Source organism: Demequina sp., assembly GCA_024707205.1.
Taxonomy (GTDB): Bacteria; Actinomycetota; Actinomycetes; order Actinomycetales; family Demequinaceae; genus Demequina.
Genome location: JANQAD010000001.1, coordinates 2,273,832 through 2,289,926, shown reverse-complemented (window position 1 = coordinate 2,289,926; position 16,095 = coordinate 2,273,832). Strand labels below are relative to the sequence as shown.

General features: G+C 68.3%; 10 protein-coding genes and 3 pseudogenes. 3 read left to right on the top strand and 10 right to left on the bottom strand.

Features of this window, described 5'->3' with window-relative positions:
• Positions 1 to 19: 19 nt before the first annotated feature.
• The 7 genes and pseudogenes from NVV57_11735 to NVV57_11705 form a co-directional block, all read right to left on the bottom strand.
• Positions 20 to 850 carry a shikimate dehydrogenase gene (locus NVV57_11735; protein MCR6713305.1) on the bottom strand — a complete coding sequence of 277 codons (831 nt, stop codon included), beginning with the start codon at positions 848 to 850 and terminating at the stop codon, positions 20 to 22.
• Positions 851 to 857: 7 nt separating this feature from the next.
• Positions 858 to 1,346 (bottom strand): endolytic transglycosylase MltG, encoded by a 489-nt coding sequence (gene mltG, locus NVV57_11730; GenBank protein MCR6713304.1) that lies wholly within the window; start codon positions 1,344 to 1,346, stop codon positions 858 to 860.
• Positions 1,347 to 1,359: 13 nt separating this feature from the next.
• Positions 1,360 to 1,974 carry an endolytic transglycosylase MltG gene (locus NVV57_11725; GenBank protein ID MCR6713303.1) on the bottom strand — a complete coding sequence of 205 codons (615 nt, stop codon included), beginning with the start codon at positions 1,972 to 1,974 and terminating at the stop codon, positions 1,360 to 1,362.
• Positions 1,967 to 2,395: a Holliday junction resolvase RuvX gene (gene ruvX / locus NVV57_11720; GenBank protein MCR6713302.1), complete on the bottom strand. Its 429-nt coding sequence runs from the start codon at positions 2,393 to 2,395 to the stop codon at positions 1,967 to 1,969. Before ruvX ends, NVV57_11725 begins: the two co-directional genes overlap by 8 nt.
• Positions 2,396 to 2,439: 44 nt before the next feature.
• Positions 2,440 to 5,111 (bottom strand): annotated as a pseudogene (alaS, locus tag NVV57_11715) (alanine--tRNA ligase).
• Positions 5,112 to 5,199: 88 nt separating this feature from the next.
• Positions 5,200 to 5,825 (bottom strand): annotated as a pseudogene (gene rpsD / locus NVV57_11710) (30S ribosomal protein S4).
• Positions 5,826 to 5,973: 148 nt separating this feature from the next.
• The gene (locus NVV57_11705; GenBank protein ID MCR6713301.1) at positions 5,974 to 7,299 is read right to left on the bottom strand and encodes a replication-associated recombination protein A; all 1,326 of its coding nucleotides are present in this window, start codon (positions 7,297 to 7,299) and stop codon (positions 5,974 to 5,976) included.
• Between the two features lie 189 nt (positions 7,300 to 7,488).
• Here NVV57_11705 and NVV57_11700 point away from each other — a divergent pair, with 189 nt between their 5' ends.
• The gene (locus tag NVV57_11700) at positions 7,489 to 8,436 is read left to right on the top strand and encodes a hypothetical protein (protein MCR6713300.1); all 948 of its coding nucleotides are present in this window, start codon (positions 7,489 to 7,491) and stop codon (positions 8,434 to 8,436) included.
• A gap of 166 nt (positions 8,437 to 8,602) precedes the next feature.
• On the opposite strand, the gene aspS is transcribed toward NVV57_11700, so the two are convergent.
• Positions 8,603 to 10,375 carry an aspartate--tRNA ligase gene (gene aspS, locus NVV57_11695; protein ID MCR6713299.1) on the bottom strand — a complete coding sequence of 591 codons (1,773 nt, stop codon included), beginning with the start codon at positions 10,373 to 10,375 and terminating at the stop codon, positions 8,603 to 8,605.
• Positions 10,376 to 10,430: 55 nt separating this feature from the next.
• Positions 10,431 to 11,762 carry a histidine--tRNA ligase gene (hisS, locus tag NVV57_11690; GenBank protein ID MCR6713298.1) on the bottom strand — a complete coding sequence of 444 codons (1,332 nt, stop codon included), beginning with the start codon at positions 11,760 to 11,762 and terminating at the stop codon, positions 10,431 to 10,433.
• Between the two features lie 113 nt (positions 11,763 to 11,875).
• Here hisS and NVV57_11685 point away from each other — a divergent pair, with 113 nt between their 5' ends.
• Together NVV57_11685 and NVV57_11680 are read left to right on the top strand one after the other, a co-directional pair.
• Positions 11,876 to 13,318 (top strand): DUF349 domain-containing protein, encoded by a 1,443-nt coding sequence (locus NVV57_11685; GenBank protein MCR6713297.1) that lies wholly within the window; start codon positions 11,876 to 11,878, stop codon positions 13,316 to 13,318.
• Positions 13,319 to 13,379: 61 nt separating this feature from the next.
• Complete coding sequence (locus NVV57_11680) at positions 13,380 to 13,907, top strand: hypothetical protein (protein ID MCR6713296.1); 528 nt, start codon at positions 13,380 to 13,382, stop codon at positions 13,905 to 13,907.
• On the opposite strand, the pseudogene NVV57_11675 reads toward NVV57_11680, so the two are convergent.
• Positions 13,904 to 16,050 (bottom strand): annotated as a pseudogene (locus NVV57_11675) (bifunctional (p)ppGpp synthetase/guanosine-3',5'-bis(diphosphate) 3'-pyrophosphohydrolase). The gene NVV57_11680 and the pseudogene NVV57_11675 overlap by 4 nt on opposite strands.
• Between the last annotated feature and the right edge of the window lie 45 nt (positions 16,051 to 16,095).

Genomic DNA, 16,095 nt, shown 5'->3' with positions numbered 1-16,095 from the left:
GCCGGGAAACACCTCGGTGTTAGGTATTCAACACGGCCCGCATCGCCGTCCGCATGTCCTCTATCGGCGCTTCGCGGCCCGTCATGAGGCGCACTTGCTCCGCCGCCTGGTGGAGCAGCATCTGCTCTCCCCCAACACGGTTCCCCCCGGCGGCCCCCCACGCGGCGCCAAGGGGCGTCACGAGCGGCGAGTAGACAACGTCAAGCAAGGTGCCCGACGCTGTGGCGAGCTGGGCGCCAATGGCGGCCCCGGCGTCGGCCGGGATGGTGGAGACGGCCACGTCCGTCGCGGCGAGGAGGGCGGGCGCCTCCGCAAGGTCCGCGAACCGCACGGTGACACCCATCTTGGTGGCGGCACGCATGAGGGCGCCGGCGCGCGCGCGATCCCGGACGGCGACCACCGGCGCCGTGACGCCGAGCTGGCCGAGAGCGGCCATCGCGGAGGTCGCGGTCGCGCCCCCGCCGATGATCACGCCGGTGGCCGCCGAGGAAACGCCGGAGTCGCGCAGTGCGGCCACGATTCCGTGAACGTCCGTGTTGGCGCCAACGAGGTGGCGCTGGTCGGCGAAGCGCTGCACGAGCACGGTGTTGACCGCGCCCACGATCTTCGCCATGGGCTCCATGAAGTCCATAAGGGGCACGGCCTCAACCTTGAGCGGCATCGTGAGCGACAGCCCCGCCCACTCCGGTCCCATCTGCGAGATGAAGGCCTCGAGGGATCCTGCCTCAACGTCTACCGCGTCGTAGTGCCACGGGATGCCGAGCGCCTTGTACGCGGCGCGGTGCAGCACCGGCGACAGCGAATGGGCGATCGGGTGGCCGAGGACGGCCGCGCGGCGTGACTCAATCACGAACCGCTCAGCCGTTCGCCTTGGCCCACTTCTGGTACTCCTTCTTGTACTTCAAGAAGGTGGGGTAGTCCTCCGCGTACTTGGTCTTGCCGGTGTCGAGGTTGACCGTCACGTAGAAGATGTACTTGGTCTTCGCCGGGTTGACTGCGGCGTCGATGGACTCGACGCCGGGGCTCGCGATGGGGCCCGGCGGGAGCCCGGCGTGGGTGTACGTGTTGTACGGGTCATCGGACTTGAGCTGGTCGGCGGTGAGCGTTGCGCCCGCGTCCTTGAGGTGGTACTTGAGCGTCGCATCGAGCTGGAGCATCATGTCCTGCTTGAGGCGGTTGTAGATGACGGACGCGACCTTGGGACGGTCCTCGTCGAGCTTCGCCTCGCGCTCCACGAGCGATGCGATGTTCAGCACCTTCTCGCGGTTCCCTTCCTCGACGCCAGCGTCGTCGAGCCTCTGGATGGTCTGAGCGACCATCCGCTTGAGGACGATGGCAGGCGTCACATCAGGGTCGAATTCATACGTCGCGGGCGCCAGCCAGCCCCTCGAGATCGCCCTTCGCGATCGCGGGAAGGCCCAGCGCGTCCGTGTCCTTGGCCGCGGCCTCGACCGCATCGACCGACGTCGCGGTGATCGAGGCGATCTTCTCGTAGGTCTGCGCCTTGGTGAGCCCCTCAGGGATCGTCAGGTTGCGGACGTCGCGGTTGCTTGGGTCCAGCAGAGACTGCAGCGCGTACTCGGCCTTCATCTCACGGTGCATCCAGTAGTAGCCGGGAACCACCGACTGGGAGTCAGGGTTGGAGTTCCACTCCTGGAGGAACGCCGCCCGCGACGCGACCACGCCGGAGTCGACGAGCGTCGTGGCGATGTCTGATCCCGTGTCTCCCGATTGCACGACCACCTGGAGCGTGCCCTGCCCCGTGCCGTCGTAGTCGGCGATCTCGTTGCTCGAACCCTCGAACGTGCCGACGAAGTTGTAGGCGACGGACGCGCCGAGAGCGAAGATCACGATGGCGACAGCAGAGACCACGAGGGTCCACTTGCGGCGGGTTGCGCGGCGCTTGTTGCGCTGCAACCGACGCAAGTCGAGCGTCGTGGTCGTGGCGGTCTCAGCCTCAAAGAGGTCAGTCATCGTTTCCCTCGTGCGGAATCCCCTTGGTCACAATACCCAGATTCCCTCGTCTGTCTACGTCTAGTGCGCTCTCGAGGATCACCACCGCGGCCGCCTGGTCAATGACCTGGCGCTGCTTCTTGGCCGACCTCCCCGCACCCGTGAGGGCGCGCGAAGCCGTGACGCTCGAGAAACGCTCATCGATCAAACGAACGTCGGCGCTGGTGAGTTCCGCAAGTCTCCTCGCAAACTCCTCGGCCATCGCCGCGCTCGCGCCATCCGCTCCCTTGAGCGTCTTGGGCAGGCCCACGAAGATCGCGGTCGCCTGCCGGTCCGACGCTATGGCGGCTACGCGCGCAGCGTCGCCTTCCCCTGCAGGCACGGTTTCGACGGGGAACGCCATGATGCCCTCGGGGTCACTTGCCGCGACGCCGATCCGCACGGATCCGACGTCGACGCCAAGCCGAACTCCCTATCCATGCCTCGTTAGCCACGCCCCTGGATGGTGCGCTCGATAGCCGCCACAGCGTCGGGCACCTTGGCGACGTCCGCGCCGCCTCCCTGTGCGACATCCGGCTTGCCACCGCCACCGCCGCCGAGGACCTGGCTCGCCGCCTTGACGAGATCGCCGGCGGAGAAGCCCTTGTCGCGGGCCGCAGCGTTGGTCGCGACAACCACGCTTGGACGGTCGGACGCGTTGAAGAGCGCCACAACCACCGGCTCCGCATCGCCGAGGCGCGCGCGGACGTCCAGCGCGAGGTGCGCAGCGTGTCACCAGTGGCGCCGTCCGCCACGGCGACCACGGCCCTCACGCCGTTGAGGCTGGTGGCGCCGGCGGCGAGGGTCTCGCCGGCGCGCAGCGCGGCCTGCTGCTCGAACGCGGCAAGCTTCTTCTCCGTGGCCGCGAGGCGGCTCACGAGGGACTCGATGCGCCCAACGAGGTCGTGCGGCTGGGTCTTGAGGCTCGAGCTGAGCTCGCTGACGATGGCGCGCTCGGCCGCGAGGTGCTTGAACGCGTCGGCCCCCACGAGAGCCTCGATGCGGCGCGCTCCGGAGCCTACGGAACCCTCGCCGGTGACGCTCAGCAGCCCGATCTCGCTCGAGGCGCCCACGTGGGTGCCCGCGCATAGCTCGCGGCTGAAGGGGCCGCCGATCTCGACCACGCGCACGCGATCGCCGTACTTCTCGCCGAACAGCGCCATCGCGCCAAGCGCCTTGGCCTCGTCGAGCCCCATGATCGTGGTCTGGACGGGTAGGTTCTCGCGGATCGCGCGGTTCGCGATGCCCTCGATGTCCGCGCGCGCGTCCACGCTCACGGGCTGCGTCCAGGAGAAGTCGAGGCGCATGTAGCCGGGCTTGTTGTACGAGCCCGCCTGGTTCGCGGTCTTCCCGAGCGTCTCGTGGATCGCGGCGTGGATGAGGTGCGTGGCCGAGTGCGCGCGGCTCGCGTCGCGGCGATTCACGGGGTCCACCTCTGCGGAGACCTTGTCGCCCTGCGCGATCTCGCCCTCCTCCACCATCACGGTGTGGACGATGAGGTCCTTAACGGGCTTCTGGACGTCGATGACGTTGAGCGTGGCGTGCTGACCGCGAATGGTGCCCGTGTCCGCGTCCTGGCCGCCGGACTCCGCGTAGAACGGGGTCTCGTTCAGCACGACCTCCACGGTCTCCCCCGCGCTCGCCACGGGAACCGTCACGCCGTCCTTGATGATCGCGACCACCTCGGCGCCCGCCTGGAGCTCGTCGTAGCCGCGGAAGTGAGTCGCGCCCGTCTCGAGCAGGTCCTGGTAGATCGCGGTGTCCGCGTGCCCGCCCTTCTTGGCCTTGGCGTCGGCCCGCGCGCGGTCCTTCTGCTCCTGCATGAGCGAGCGGAAACCCGCCTCATCAATGCTGAGGCCTTGTTCCGCGGCCATTTCGAGCGTGAGGTCGTACGGGAAGCCGTAGGTGTCGTGGAGCTGGAAGACGTCGCTGCCGGGGAGCGTCTTGGCGCCATGCTTCTTGGCGTTGGCGACGGCGGTGTCGAGGATGACCGTGCCGTTCGCGAGCGTGCGGCGGAACGCGTCCTCTTCGGTGTACGCGATCGCGCTGATGCGCTCGAAGTCCGCCGCCAGCTCGGGATACGACGGGCTCATGGCATCGCGGCTCGTGGTGAGGAGTTCCGGCATCACGGCGTCGTCGACGCCAAGCAGGCGCATGGCCCGGAGGCTGCGGCGGAACAGTCGGCGCAGCACGTAGCCGCGGCCCTCGTTGCCGGGCACCACGCCGTCGCCGATGAGCATGAGGCTCGAGCGGACGTGGTCGGCGACCACGCGCATCCAGACGTCGTCGGTGTGACTGTTGACACCGAGGTTGCCGCCGTAGGTGCGGCCGCTCAACTCCTCCGCCTTGCGGATGACGGGGATGACCTCGTCAATCTCGTACATGTTCGCGACGCCCTGCTTGAGGTACGCGACGCGCTCAAGGCCCAGGCCGGTGTCGATGTTCTTCTGACGCAGCTCGCCGAGGATCGGGAAATTCTCCTTCTCGCCCGCGCCGCGCTGGAACTGCATGAAGACGAGGTTCCAGATCTCGATGTAGCGGTCCTCGTCCACCACGGGGCCGCCATCAAGGCCGAACTCCTTGCCGCGGTCGATGTAGATCTCGCTGCACGGTCCCGCGGGGCCGGGCTGGCCCGTGGACCAGAAGTTGTCCTTCATGCCGCGGCGCTGAATGCGCTCGTCTGGCAGGCCCGCGATCTCGCGCCACAGCGTGGCCGCCTCGTCGTCGTCCTCGTACACCGTCACCCAGACGTCATCCGCGTTGAAGCCGTACTTGCCGTCGGCCTCCGAGCCCGTGACGAGGTCCCACGCGTACGTGATCGCGCCCTCTTTGAAGTAGTCGCCGAACGAGAAGTTGCCGTTCATCTGGAAGAACGTGCCGTGGCGCGTGGTCTTGCCGACCTCTTCGATGTCAGGCGTGCGGATGCACTTCTGCACGCTCGTGGCGCGCGGCCACGGCGGCTGCTGCTCGCCCGTCATGTACGGGATGAACGGCACCATGCCGGCAACTGTGAACAGCAGGCTCGGGTCCGGTGAGATGAGCGATGCCGAAGGCACGACGGCGTGACCGTTGGACTCGAAGTAGTCCAGCCAGCGCTGACGGATGTCGGCCGTACGCATTGTTCATCTCCTCCTGATACAGCGACGCCGCCGAACCCTAAGCGTGAGCCTGGGTTCGGCGGCGATAGCTTGTGGCTAGTAAACCCTACTAGCGTGCGTAGTACTCGACGACGAGCTGCACGTCACACGTGACGGGCACCTCGGCGCGCTTGGGGCGGCGCACCAGCTTGGCGGTGAGCTTCTCGAGCGTCACGTCGAGGTAGTCGGGAACCTCGGGCAGCACATCACGGTGCGCGCCGGCGGCGGCGGCCATGTAGGGCTCGAGGGTCACGGCCTTGGGCTTGATCTGAATCGTCTGGCCGGGGGTCACGCGGAACGACGGGCGGTCCACGATCTTGCCGTCAACGAGGATGTGGCGGTGCAGCACCGTCTGGCGGGCCTGCAGGATGGTGCGGGCGAAGCCGGCGCGCAGCACGAGCGCGTCCAGGCGCATCTCCAGCAGCTCGACGAACGCCTCACCGGTCAGGCCGGACTCCTTCTTGGCCTCCGCGTAGGTAGAGGTCATCTGCTTCTCGCGCAGGCCGTACTGTGCGCGCAGGCGCTGCTTCTCGCGCAGACGAACGGCGTAGTCACTTTCCTTGCGGCGCGCGGTGCGGCCGTGCTCACCCGGGGGTAAGGGCGCTTCTCGAAGTGCTTGACGGCCTTGGGCGTCAGGGCGATGCCGAGGCTGCGCGACAGGCGAACCTGGCGGCGAGCCTTCTGTACTGAGGTCATGATGTCCTTAATCGTGGTGGACGCGCGCATGCGTGTCCGTATGCCAAAAGATCTGTGTGTTGTCGCGGGAGCAGCAGCCAACCGCCCGCGAGGGCTCATCAAGTGTAGCAAAGCGCCCGTACGGAAGCCAGCACGGCCGTCGGGCCGGCTAGTCGCGGCCCAGCAGCTTGCGTATTTGGGCCCGACGCTCTCCCAGGGTTCGCTCGAAGCCATGGTCCGTGGGTTCGTAGTAGGTGGCTTCCGCGACTGAGTCGGGGAGGTACTGCTGGGCGGCGACGCCGTGGTCCGCGTCGTGGGCGTACTGATAGCCCTTGCCGTGGCCAAGCCGCCCTGCGCCCGCGTAGTGCGCGTCCCTGAGGTGCTCCGGAACAGTGCCTGCGCGGCCGGCGCGAACGTCCGCGATGGCTCGATCGATCGCGAGGTAGCTGCGGTTGGACTTGGGAGCGAGGGCGAGGTAGGCGGTGGCCTCCGCGAGCACGATGCGGCCCTCCGGCATGCCGATGAAGCTCACGGCGTCGGCTGCGGCCTGCGCCACGACCAGGCCCTGCGGGTCCGCGAGGCCCACGTCCTCCGCGGCGAGGACGACGAGGCGCCTTGCGATGAAGCGCGGGTCCTCCCCCGCGACCACCATGCGTGCCAGGTAGTGGAGACTCGCATCGACGTCGGAACCGCGCACCGACTTGATGAACGCGCTGATGACGTCGTAATGCTGGTCGCCGGACTTGTCGTAGGCGACGAGGGCGGCGTCCATCGCGCGCTCGGCGAGCTCCGTGGTGACGGTGCCGCCCGGGCCCGCGGCGTCCCCGATGGCCTCGAGGAGCGTGAGTGCCTTGCGTGCGTCGGCGCCGGCAACGCGGACGATGTGCTCCCGCGCTTCAGGCTCCACCTCGACGGCGCCCGCAAGGCCGCGCTCATCTTCTATAGCGCGGTCTACCAGGGACTTCACCGCATCTGCGGCAAGCGGCTTGAGGGTGAGCAGGAGGCTGCGGCTGAGTAGCGGGCCAACAACCGAGAAGCTTGGGTTCTCCGTGGTGGCGCCGATCAGGGTGACCCAGCGGTTCTCCACGGCCGGCAGCAGCGCATCCTGCTGGGTTCGCGTGAAGCGGTGGATCTCGTCGATGAACAGGACGGTCTCCCGCTCCCCCATCGCCACGCGGCGCTTGGAGTCATCGATGACCGCGCGCACATCCTTGATGCCCGCCGTGACGGCGCTGAGTTCCACGAAGCGGCGGTTGCCAGCGACGAGGTACGCGAGTGTCGTCTTTCCCGTGCCGGGAGGACCCCAGAGGATGATCGAAGCCGCGGCAGCGTCGGGCCCGATGAGGCGGACGAGCGGCGAGCCTTCCGCGAGCAGGTGCTCCTGACCCACGACCTCTGCGAGCGAACGGGGGCGCATGCGCACCGCGAGCGGGGCGTTGGCCGCGATCTCCGGCACGCCGGTGGCGGAGGTCGCCTGCGCGTCGAAGAGGTCCACGGTGCCAGCCTACGGGCCCCTGCGTTGAGGTAGATGCGGGGCGATTCTGCCGCCCGGAACGCCTGGGATCTACCTCAACCAAGAGTGAGGCGTGATCCGCGTCCCCAGGTCGGTGGCTGCGGCGCGTTCTCCACAGACCACACACCCCGGCCCGACGCTCCGCGCGCCACTTCCCTACCTTCAGTTCCCGTGAGCAAGCGCAGTCGACGACACCGGGACCTGGCGCGCCAACTACTCGCGACGGGGTTGCCTGTCCGGCGAAAGGACGCCGAGTCGGCTTTCTCGGCGCACGCTGTCAAGAAATGCATGCGCAATGGCTCGCTGCAACGGCTGCTCCCGCAGGTCGTCGTGCACCGCAACTTCGCCCACGACTCCGAGGCGCGCCTGCGCGCCGCGGCACTGTGGATCGATACTGCCGGAGGGGCACTCACCGGCGTTGCCGCACTGTGGGTGTGGGGCGTGGTGGAGGACGCACCGCGCGTCACGATGGTGATGCTCCGCAATCCGCTCCACCGCTCAACTCCCCGGTGGCTGCGCCCATACCGACCCAGAAATGGTCCTGCTCCCATGCGTGTGCGCGGAATTCCAGTCGTACCGCTCGCACATGCCGTGGTGCACGCGTGGAACGAGACCCGCGGCGACACGGCCGTGGGCCTAGTTGTGCGAGCGATAGGCCGCAAGCACGTGTCGAGCGCGGACGTGGCCGCAGCGGTGGCGGCCACTGGCAGGGTGCGACGGAAGCAAGACTTGCTGGAACTGCTCCAGGTGCTCATTGGCGGGGTCACCAGCTTCCTTGAGCACCGGGCCAAGACGGTGGTGTTCCCAGAGGCACAGTATCCGGAGCTGCGTTGGAATGAACCAGTCACGGCGTGCGACAAGGACCGCGTCATGGACATCTATGACCCGCATGCACGTCTGGACATTGAGCTGGATAGCGCCACATTTCACGGAGAGGTCAAGGACCGTGTGGCGGATATTGAGCGCGACGCCGAGCTCTCGACCGAAGGCATCGCGACACTGCGATTGGACTTCTTCGCCGTGTTCGAGAGGGCGGCCTGGTGCCGGAACATGTACGAACGCGTGCGGGATGCGCGGCTCAGGGACCTCAAGTCGGACGAGCCCCCCACCGACGGTTGAGGTAGATCCCGGGTGATCCAGGCGCCGAAAACACCCGCCACCTACCTCAACCAACGGGTTGGCGGGCAGGGCACCAACGCCGCTGCACATTGAGGTAGATCCCGGGTGATCAGGGCACCGAAAACACCCGCCATCTACCTCAACCGAGGATGGGATCGGTGTGGGCCTAGGACTCCGCCGGCGCAGGCTCGGCCTCAGGCACGAAGTCCACGCCCGCCTCCGCACGCTGCTCGGGCGTGATGGGCGCGGGCGCGTCAGTGAGCGCGTCGTAGCCACCGCCGGACTTGGGGAACGCGATCACGTCGCGGATCGACGGCGTGCCCGCGAGCAGCGCGACGACCCGGTCCCAGCCGAGCGCGATGCCGCCGTGCGGCGGGGCGCCGTACTGGAACGCATCGAGCAGGAAGCCGAACTTCTCCTGCGCCTCCTCGGGCCCGATGCCCATGACCTTGAAGACCCGCTCCTGGACGTCGCGGCGGTGAATACGGATGGAGCCGCCGCCGATCTCGTTGCCGTTGCAGACGATGTCGTACGCGTAGGCGTTCGCCGAGCCGGGGTCCGTGTCGAACGTGTCAAGGAACTCCGGCTTTGGCGATGTGAACGCGTGGTGCACCGCGGTCCACGCGGAGTGGCCGAGCGCCACGTCGTCGTCGTCGGACTTGACGGGCTTGAACAGCGGCGCGTCAACGACCCACACGAACTCGAACCGGCTGTCGTCAACGAGCCCCACACGCCGCGCAATCTCGCCGCGCGCGGCGCCCAGCAGCGACTGCGAGGCCTCTCGCTCCCCCGCCGCGAAGAAGATGCAGTCGCCGGCCGACGCCCCGGTGGCCTCCGCGAGGCCCGCGAGTTCGGCGTCGCACAGGTTCTTGGCGACGGGGCCGCCGAGCGTGCCGTCCTCACCAACCAGCACATACGCGAGCCCGCGCGCGCCGCGCTGCTTGGCCCAGTCCTGCCAGCCGTCGAGCGTCTTGCGCGGCTGCGACGCACCGCCGGGCATGACCACGGCGCCCACATACGGCGCCTGGAAGACCCGGAACGGCGTGGAGGCGAAGTACGAGGTGAGCTCCGTGAGCTCGAGCCCAAACCGCAGGTCGGGCTTGTCGGAGCCGAAGCGGTTCATCGCGTCGGCGAACGTGATGCGCGGGATCGGCAGCGCCACCTCAACGCCGATGAGCGACCACAGCTCACGCACGAGCTCCTCGCCGAGCGCGATGACGTCGTCCTGGTCCACGAACGACATCTCGATGTCGAGCTGCGTGAACTCGGGCTGGCGGTCCGCGCGGAAGTCCTCATCGCGGTAGCAGCGGGCGATCTGGTAGTAGCGCTCCATGCCCGCCACCATGAGCAGCTGCTTGAACAGCTGCGGGGACTGCGGCAGCGCGTACCAGGAGCCGGGAGACAGGCGCGCGGGCACCAGGAAGTCCCTGGCGCCCTCCGGCGTGGAGCGCGTCAGCGTAGGCGTCTCGATCTCGAGGAAGTCGTGGCGCTCGAGGACTCGACGCGCGGCGGCGTTCGCGCGGGACCGCAGCACCATCGCCGAACGCTGCGCGGGTCGGCGAAGGTCCAGGTAGCGGTACTTGAGGCGCGCCTCCTCACCCACGTTGACGTGCTCGTCGATGGGGAACGGCGTGGGCGCGGACGTGTTGAGGATCTCGACGCGGGTGCCCACGACCTCGATCTCGCCCGAGGCCAGGTTGGGGTTCGCGGAACCCTCAGGACGCAGCCGCACCTCACCGGTCACCTGGACCACGTACTCCGTGCGCAGCTCGTGCGCGATCTCCTCATGCAGCACCACCTGGGCGAATCCCGAGGCGTCGCGCAGATCGATGAACGCCACGCCGCCGTGATCGCGGCGACGGCCAACCCAGCCGGCGAGCGTGACGGTGGCGCCAGCGTCGGCGGCGCGAAGGGAACCTGCGAGATGGGTGCGGAGCACGAAAAGCCTTTCAGACAAGCGGGGAGATTAGGGGCAAGTCTAGCCGCGCGCGATTTTAGGAGCGGACCGTGCGCGGCCAGCGATCCTCGGCCGGCGGTTCCCAATTGCGCGGGTCCGCAGGTACCTGGGCACCCGAGCGAATGTCCTTGACCTCCCCCGCATCGGGGAACCACACGAACGGAATGCCGCGCCGCTCCGCGTGCTGAATCTGCTTCCCGAACTTCGCGGCGGCGGGCGCCACCTCGCATGGGATGCCGCGCTCGCGCAGCGCGTCGGCAATTTGGTCCGACGCTGCCCTTGAGTCCTCGTCCGTCACGGCTACCAGCACGGCCGACGGCACGGCGCGGCTCGCGCTCGCAAGCCCGGCCCCCAGCACGCGGCTTACCAAGCGGGACACTCCGATCGACATGCCGACGCCGGGGAAGCCTCCCCCGGCCACAAGTGAGTCGTAGCGGCCGCCGGAGCAGATGGAGCCCAAGTCCTCGTGGCCCTCGAGCACGGTCTCGTACACCGCTCCCGTGTAGTAGTCGAGACCGCGAGCGATGCGCAGGTCCGCGACCGCCGTTCCCGGCACGGCGGCGTTCACCGCACTGACGAGTGCTGCAAGCTCGGCAATGCCGTCCGCGAACAGCTTCTCCGCGTCACCGTCGCCTGTGGTGAACGTGGTCTCCCACAGGTCCTCGATCGCGTTGACGAACGACGTGTCGCGGGAGTGGATCTTCGCGAGTTCGAGGACGCCATCCGCGGCGGTGTCGCTGACGCCCTTCGCGGTCAGCTCCGCGCGCACCCCATCGGAGCCGATCTTGTCGAGCTTGTCCACCGACCGCAGCGCCCCTGGCACGTCCTCAATTCCAACGGAACGGTAGAAGCCCTCGACGAGCCTGCGGTTGTTGATGTGCATCGTCGCCCGCGGAATCGGCAGGGCCGCAAGCGCGCGCGCCATGACGATCGCCACCTCGGCCTCGAGGTGGGAGGGCAGCACGTCGCGGCCCACGATGTCGATGTCCGCCTGGTAGAACTCGCGGTAGCGGCCCTCCTGCGGGCGCTCGCCGCGCCACACCTTCTGAATCTGGTAGCGCCGGAACGGGAAGGCGAGCTGCGACTGAAACTCCTCGACATACCTGGCAAAGGGCACGGTGAGGTCAAAGTGAAGGCCAAGCCGAGCGTCGGGCCTGTCCTCGGCGGAAAGCCGAGAGATCGCATAGATCTCCTTGGCGGCGTCAGAGTCACCGGCGAGGCGGGACACGGGCTCCACGGCGCGCGTCTCGATCTCGGCGAAGCCGTGGAGGGCGAATACCTCGCGCAGGCTAGCGATGATGGAGGCCTCAACGACCCGCTCGGAAGGGGTCCACTCGGGGAAGCCGGACAAGGGTGCCACACGCGCCATGGCGCCCATTGTTCCATCACGCACAGGGCCGGAGAGGCACCCGTATGCGCTGGCTGGGTATTGTTGGGGCGTTGTCCCGGCTGGTACCCGCCTCGGCGAGAGGTGATCCAGCCATGTCCGTCATCAACAATGAGGTGACCATGAGCTCGCAAGAGCCAATCGAGACCGCCCCCGAGGCGGCCGCTGAGCCCACCGCTGAGGCGAAGCCGACCCCTTCCCCCAAGCCGCGGCCCGTGCCAAAGCCTGGCGCGTTCAAGGCCCCGAGCCCAGCCATTGTCGCCGCCCACGCCTCGCACCCCGTGAAGGTGCCCGTAGTCGCGGATGTCAGCGATGAGGAGCGGCAGGCAGCCGCGGCCTTCGGCTCCGTGGCCGATGACGTGGTCAGCGTCACGGACGGCGCCGAGACGCACGAGGTGGGCCCAGCCCAGGGCGATGAGCCGCTCGCGCCATACGTGCGCGCGTACTTCGAGCTCAAGGCATCCGTTGAGCGCTTCGCGGCGCGCCTCACGGCGGCGGAGCTGAGCATCAAGGACATCGACGACACCCTCGGGTCGATCAAGAGCGCTCTGGCGGAGCCCAAGGTGGTCGGTGACCTCGCCGCGCTGCGCACCGAGTTCGCACCCGTGGAGGCCGACGCTGTGGCGGCCCGCGAGGCTCTGTCGGCCGAGCGCGCGAAGGCTCGTGCAGAGGCCCTCGAGCGCCGCGGGCAGATCGTGACTCGCGCCGAGGAGATCGCGGCGGCCCCCGCCGCGTCCATCCACTGGAAGAACGACACCGCCGAACTCCGCTCCCTGCTGGACTCCTGGAAGGAGGCGCAGCGAGACGGCGCCCGCATCCCCAAGGACGCCGAGCGGGAACTCTGGAAGCGCTTCACCCACGCGCGCACGACCTTCGAGAAGGCCAGGAAGCACCACTTTGCCGAGGTCGACGGCGCGAACAGCGCCGTCGCCGACCGCAAGGAGGCTCTCGTGGCCCGCGCCGAGGCGCTCCTGACCAGCGGCGACTTCGAGAAGGGTGCCCGCGAGTTCCGCGACCTCATGGCTCAGTGGCGCACCGCGGGCCGCGGCCGCCGCAGCGTCGACGACGCGCTGTGGAAGCGGTTCCAGACGGCACAAGACGCATTCTTCGAGGCGCGACGCACCCAGGCCGACGCCGAAGAGGCGGCCCTCGCTCCGAATATCGAGGCCGCCGAGTCCGCGGTGAAGAGCGCGGAGGGCGCCCTGCCCATCGAGGACCTCGCCGCCGCCAAGGCCGCGCTGCGCGCCGCGCAGGACGCGTTCGAGGCCGCTGGACGCCTCCCGCGGGCCGAAGCCACGGGGCTCTCGAGGCGCCTCGGCGCCGTTGAGCGGGCCGTTCGCGACGCAGAGGACTCCGCGTGGAAGGCGCGCAGCCCCGAGCTCGAGGCCCGCGTTTCAGGGGCGGCGGCCCAGTTGCACGCCGCGATCGCGGACCTCGAGGCCAAGCTCGCGTCTGCGACGAGCGCCAAGGAGAAGAAGGACCTCAAGGAGGCCCTCGACGCGCGCAAGGCGTGGCTCAAGCAGATCGCAGGCAGCTAGCGCGGCCCGGCTGTCCACAGCCGCACCACGATCCTCGAGCAGCCTGCCCATACTGGGCACCATGCTCTTCGTCGATCGCGACCGCATCGGGCCCGTGGCTTTCGCCAGGCTCGAGCGCGACGGCCTGATTCATGACGTCTTGGGCCCGTGGGGACTCCCCGCCGACATCGCCTCAACGCGCGCGCTGCGCGCTCGTCGGCTCCTGCCTCTGATCCCGCACAACGCATGGCTCACCGGCCTCGCCGCACTGTGGCTCTACGGGCACGCGAACGCTCCAGCGGTCCTTGACCTCGTCGCCAAGCGCGGCGCGCACCGGATCCTGCCGTCACCAGGCAGCCCTCCTCTGCGGCTCCACGCCGGGAGCCTGCTCGGCCGGCCCGACGCTGGCTCGCCTCACGTTGTGAGCGTCACCAGGGCTTGCCTGGACTCGCTATGGCACTGCGAGACCTCTACCGCTCTGCTGGCCACAGCGTCGGCCCTGCGCGCGAAGGCGACCTCGGTGGACGGCCTGCTGGCGATGATTGACGAGTTCGACGTGCGCACCGCCGGTCGCCGCAGAGTGCGGTCGCTCGTGGAGGGGTTCGCCTAGTAGTGCTTGCCGCCGGTGACGCGATGCGCGTCGTAGACGCCGTCGATGCGCCGCACGGCCGCGAGCACCGCGCCCAGGTGCGAGGGATCGGCCATCTCGAAGGAGAAGCTCGAGCGTGCCACACGGTCCTTGGTGGTCGCCACCTGTGCGGACAGGATGTTCACGTGGTGGTCGGAGAGCACCTTGGTGACGTCGCTCAGCAGGCGGTTGCGGTCCAGCGCCTCGACCTCGATCTGCACCAGGAACGTCGTCTCCGACTGTCCCGTCCATTGGACGTCGATGAAGCGCTCAGACTGGTCCTTGAGGCGAGCGAGGTTCTCGCAGTCCGCACGGTGGACGGATACCCCGGAACCGCGGGTCACGAAACCCTGGATAGGGTCGCCGGGGACGGGGGTGCAGCACTTCGCGAGCTTGACGACCACGTCGGTGAGACCGTGAACGGACACACCGGGGTCTCCGCGCCGCGCCCGCTGCGGGATTCCGGGCCTGGTGATCTCGGTGACGTCCTCGTCGGCGCCCTCATCGCCGCCGACGGCCTCCGTCATGCGCGCGACGACGTCGGACGCCTGCTCCTTGTGCTCGCCGATTGCGGCGTAAAGGCCGTCGACGTCCTCGTAGTGCATCTCCTTGGCGAGAGCGAGCAGAGTGGACTTCGACAGGAGGCGCTGCATCGGCAGATGCTGGCGGCGGATGGCGCGAGCAAGCATGTCGCGGCCCGTCTCAATGGACTCCTCGCGCCGCTCGCGCGTGAACCACTGGCGGATCTTGTTGCGCGCCCTTGTGGACTGCACGAACTCGAGCCAGTCGCGCTTGGGGTGCGCGTTCTCGTCGGAGCTCGTCAGCACCTCTACGGTGTCGCCGTTCTCGAGGCGCGAGTCGAGCGACACGAGTCGGCCGTTGACGCGCGCGCCGATGGTCTTGTGGCCCACCTCGGTGTGAACGGCATACGCGAAGTCGACTGGGGTCGCGCCCTGCGGGAGCGAGAGGAGCTTTCCGCGCGGCGTGAAGACGTACACCTCTGAGCGCGAGATCTCGCCGCGCAAGGAGTCGAGGAACTCGCTCGGGTCCGCGGTCTCCTGCTGCCAGTCGGCGATCTGCCGCAGCCAGCCCATGTCGGAGGGGTTCTCCCCCGCGCTCACGCCCGTGCCCGTGCGCACCGAGTCCTTGTAGCGCCAGTGCGCGGCAAGGCCGTATTCCGCCCGCCGGTGCATCTCAAAGGTGCGAATCTGCAGCTCAACGGGCTTCCCCGTCGGGCCTATGACCGTGGTGTGAAGCGACTGGTAGAGGTTGAACTTGGGCATCGCGATGTAGTCCTTGAACCGGCCGGGAACCGGCTGGTAGCGCGCATGCATGGCGCCAAGGACCGCGTAGCAGTCGCGAACAGATTCCACGAGGATCCGCACGCCAACGAGGTCGTAGATGTCGTTGAGGTCGCGGCCGCGAACGATCATCTTCTGATACACCGAGTAGTAGTGCTTGGGCCGCCGGTGATCTCGGCCTTGATCTTCATGGCCTTGAGGTCCTTGTCGATCTCCGAGCGGACCTCTGCGAGATACTTCTCGCGCTCGGGAGCGCGATCGGTGACGACGTCGACGATCTCCTGGTAGATCTTGGGGTAGAGCGTCTTGAAGGACAGGTCCTCGAGCTCCCACTTGATCGCGTTGAGGCCCATGCGGTGCGCGAGCGGCGCGTAGATCTCGAGGGTCTCTTGCGCCTTGCGGCGCGCGCTCTCTGGCGCCACGTACTCCCAGGTGCGCGCGTTGTGGAGGCGGTCGCACAGCTTGAGCAGCAGCACGCGGATGTCCTTGGCCATCGCGACGACCATCTTGCGCACGGTCTCCGCCTGCGCCGCGTCGCCGTACTTGACCTTGTCGAGCTTCGTGACGCCGTCGACGATCATCGCGACCTCTTCGCCGAACTCCGCCTCGATGCGCTCGAGCGGGTATTCGGTGTCCTCGACCACGTCGTGAAGCAGCGCCGCGGCGATGACGGAGTCCGGTAGTCCGAGGTCCGCGATGATCTGCGCCACCGCGATGGGGTGCGTGATGTAGGGCTCGCCGCTCTTGCGGAGCTGGCCCTCGTGGGCCACGTTGGCCACCGCGTAGGCCTGCTCGATGAGAGCGGTCTTCGACTTGGGGTACATCCGGTGGTACGTGTCGAGCACGCCGTCGATGGCGGTGTGCTCTCG

Coding starts and splice junctions, on each gene's coding strand:
- NVV57_11680 (MCR6713296.1), top strand. CDS start 13,380: ATGCTCTTCGTCGATCGCGACCGCATCGGGCCCGTGGCTTTCGCCAGG.
- hisS (MCR6713298.1), bottom strand. CDS start 11,762: ATGGCGCGTGTGGCACCCTTGTCCGGCTTCCCCGAGTGGACCCCTTCC.
- NVV57_11725 (MCR6713303.1), bottom strand. CDS start 1,974: ATGACTGACCTCTTTGAGGCTGAGACCGCCACGACCACGACGCTCGAC.
- NVV57_11685 (MCR6713297.1), top strand. CDS start 11,876: ATGTCCGTCATCAACAATGAGGTGACCATGAGCTCGCAAGAGCCAATC.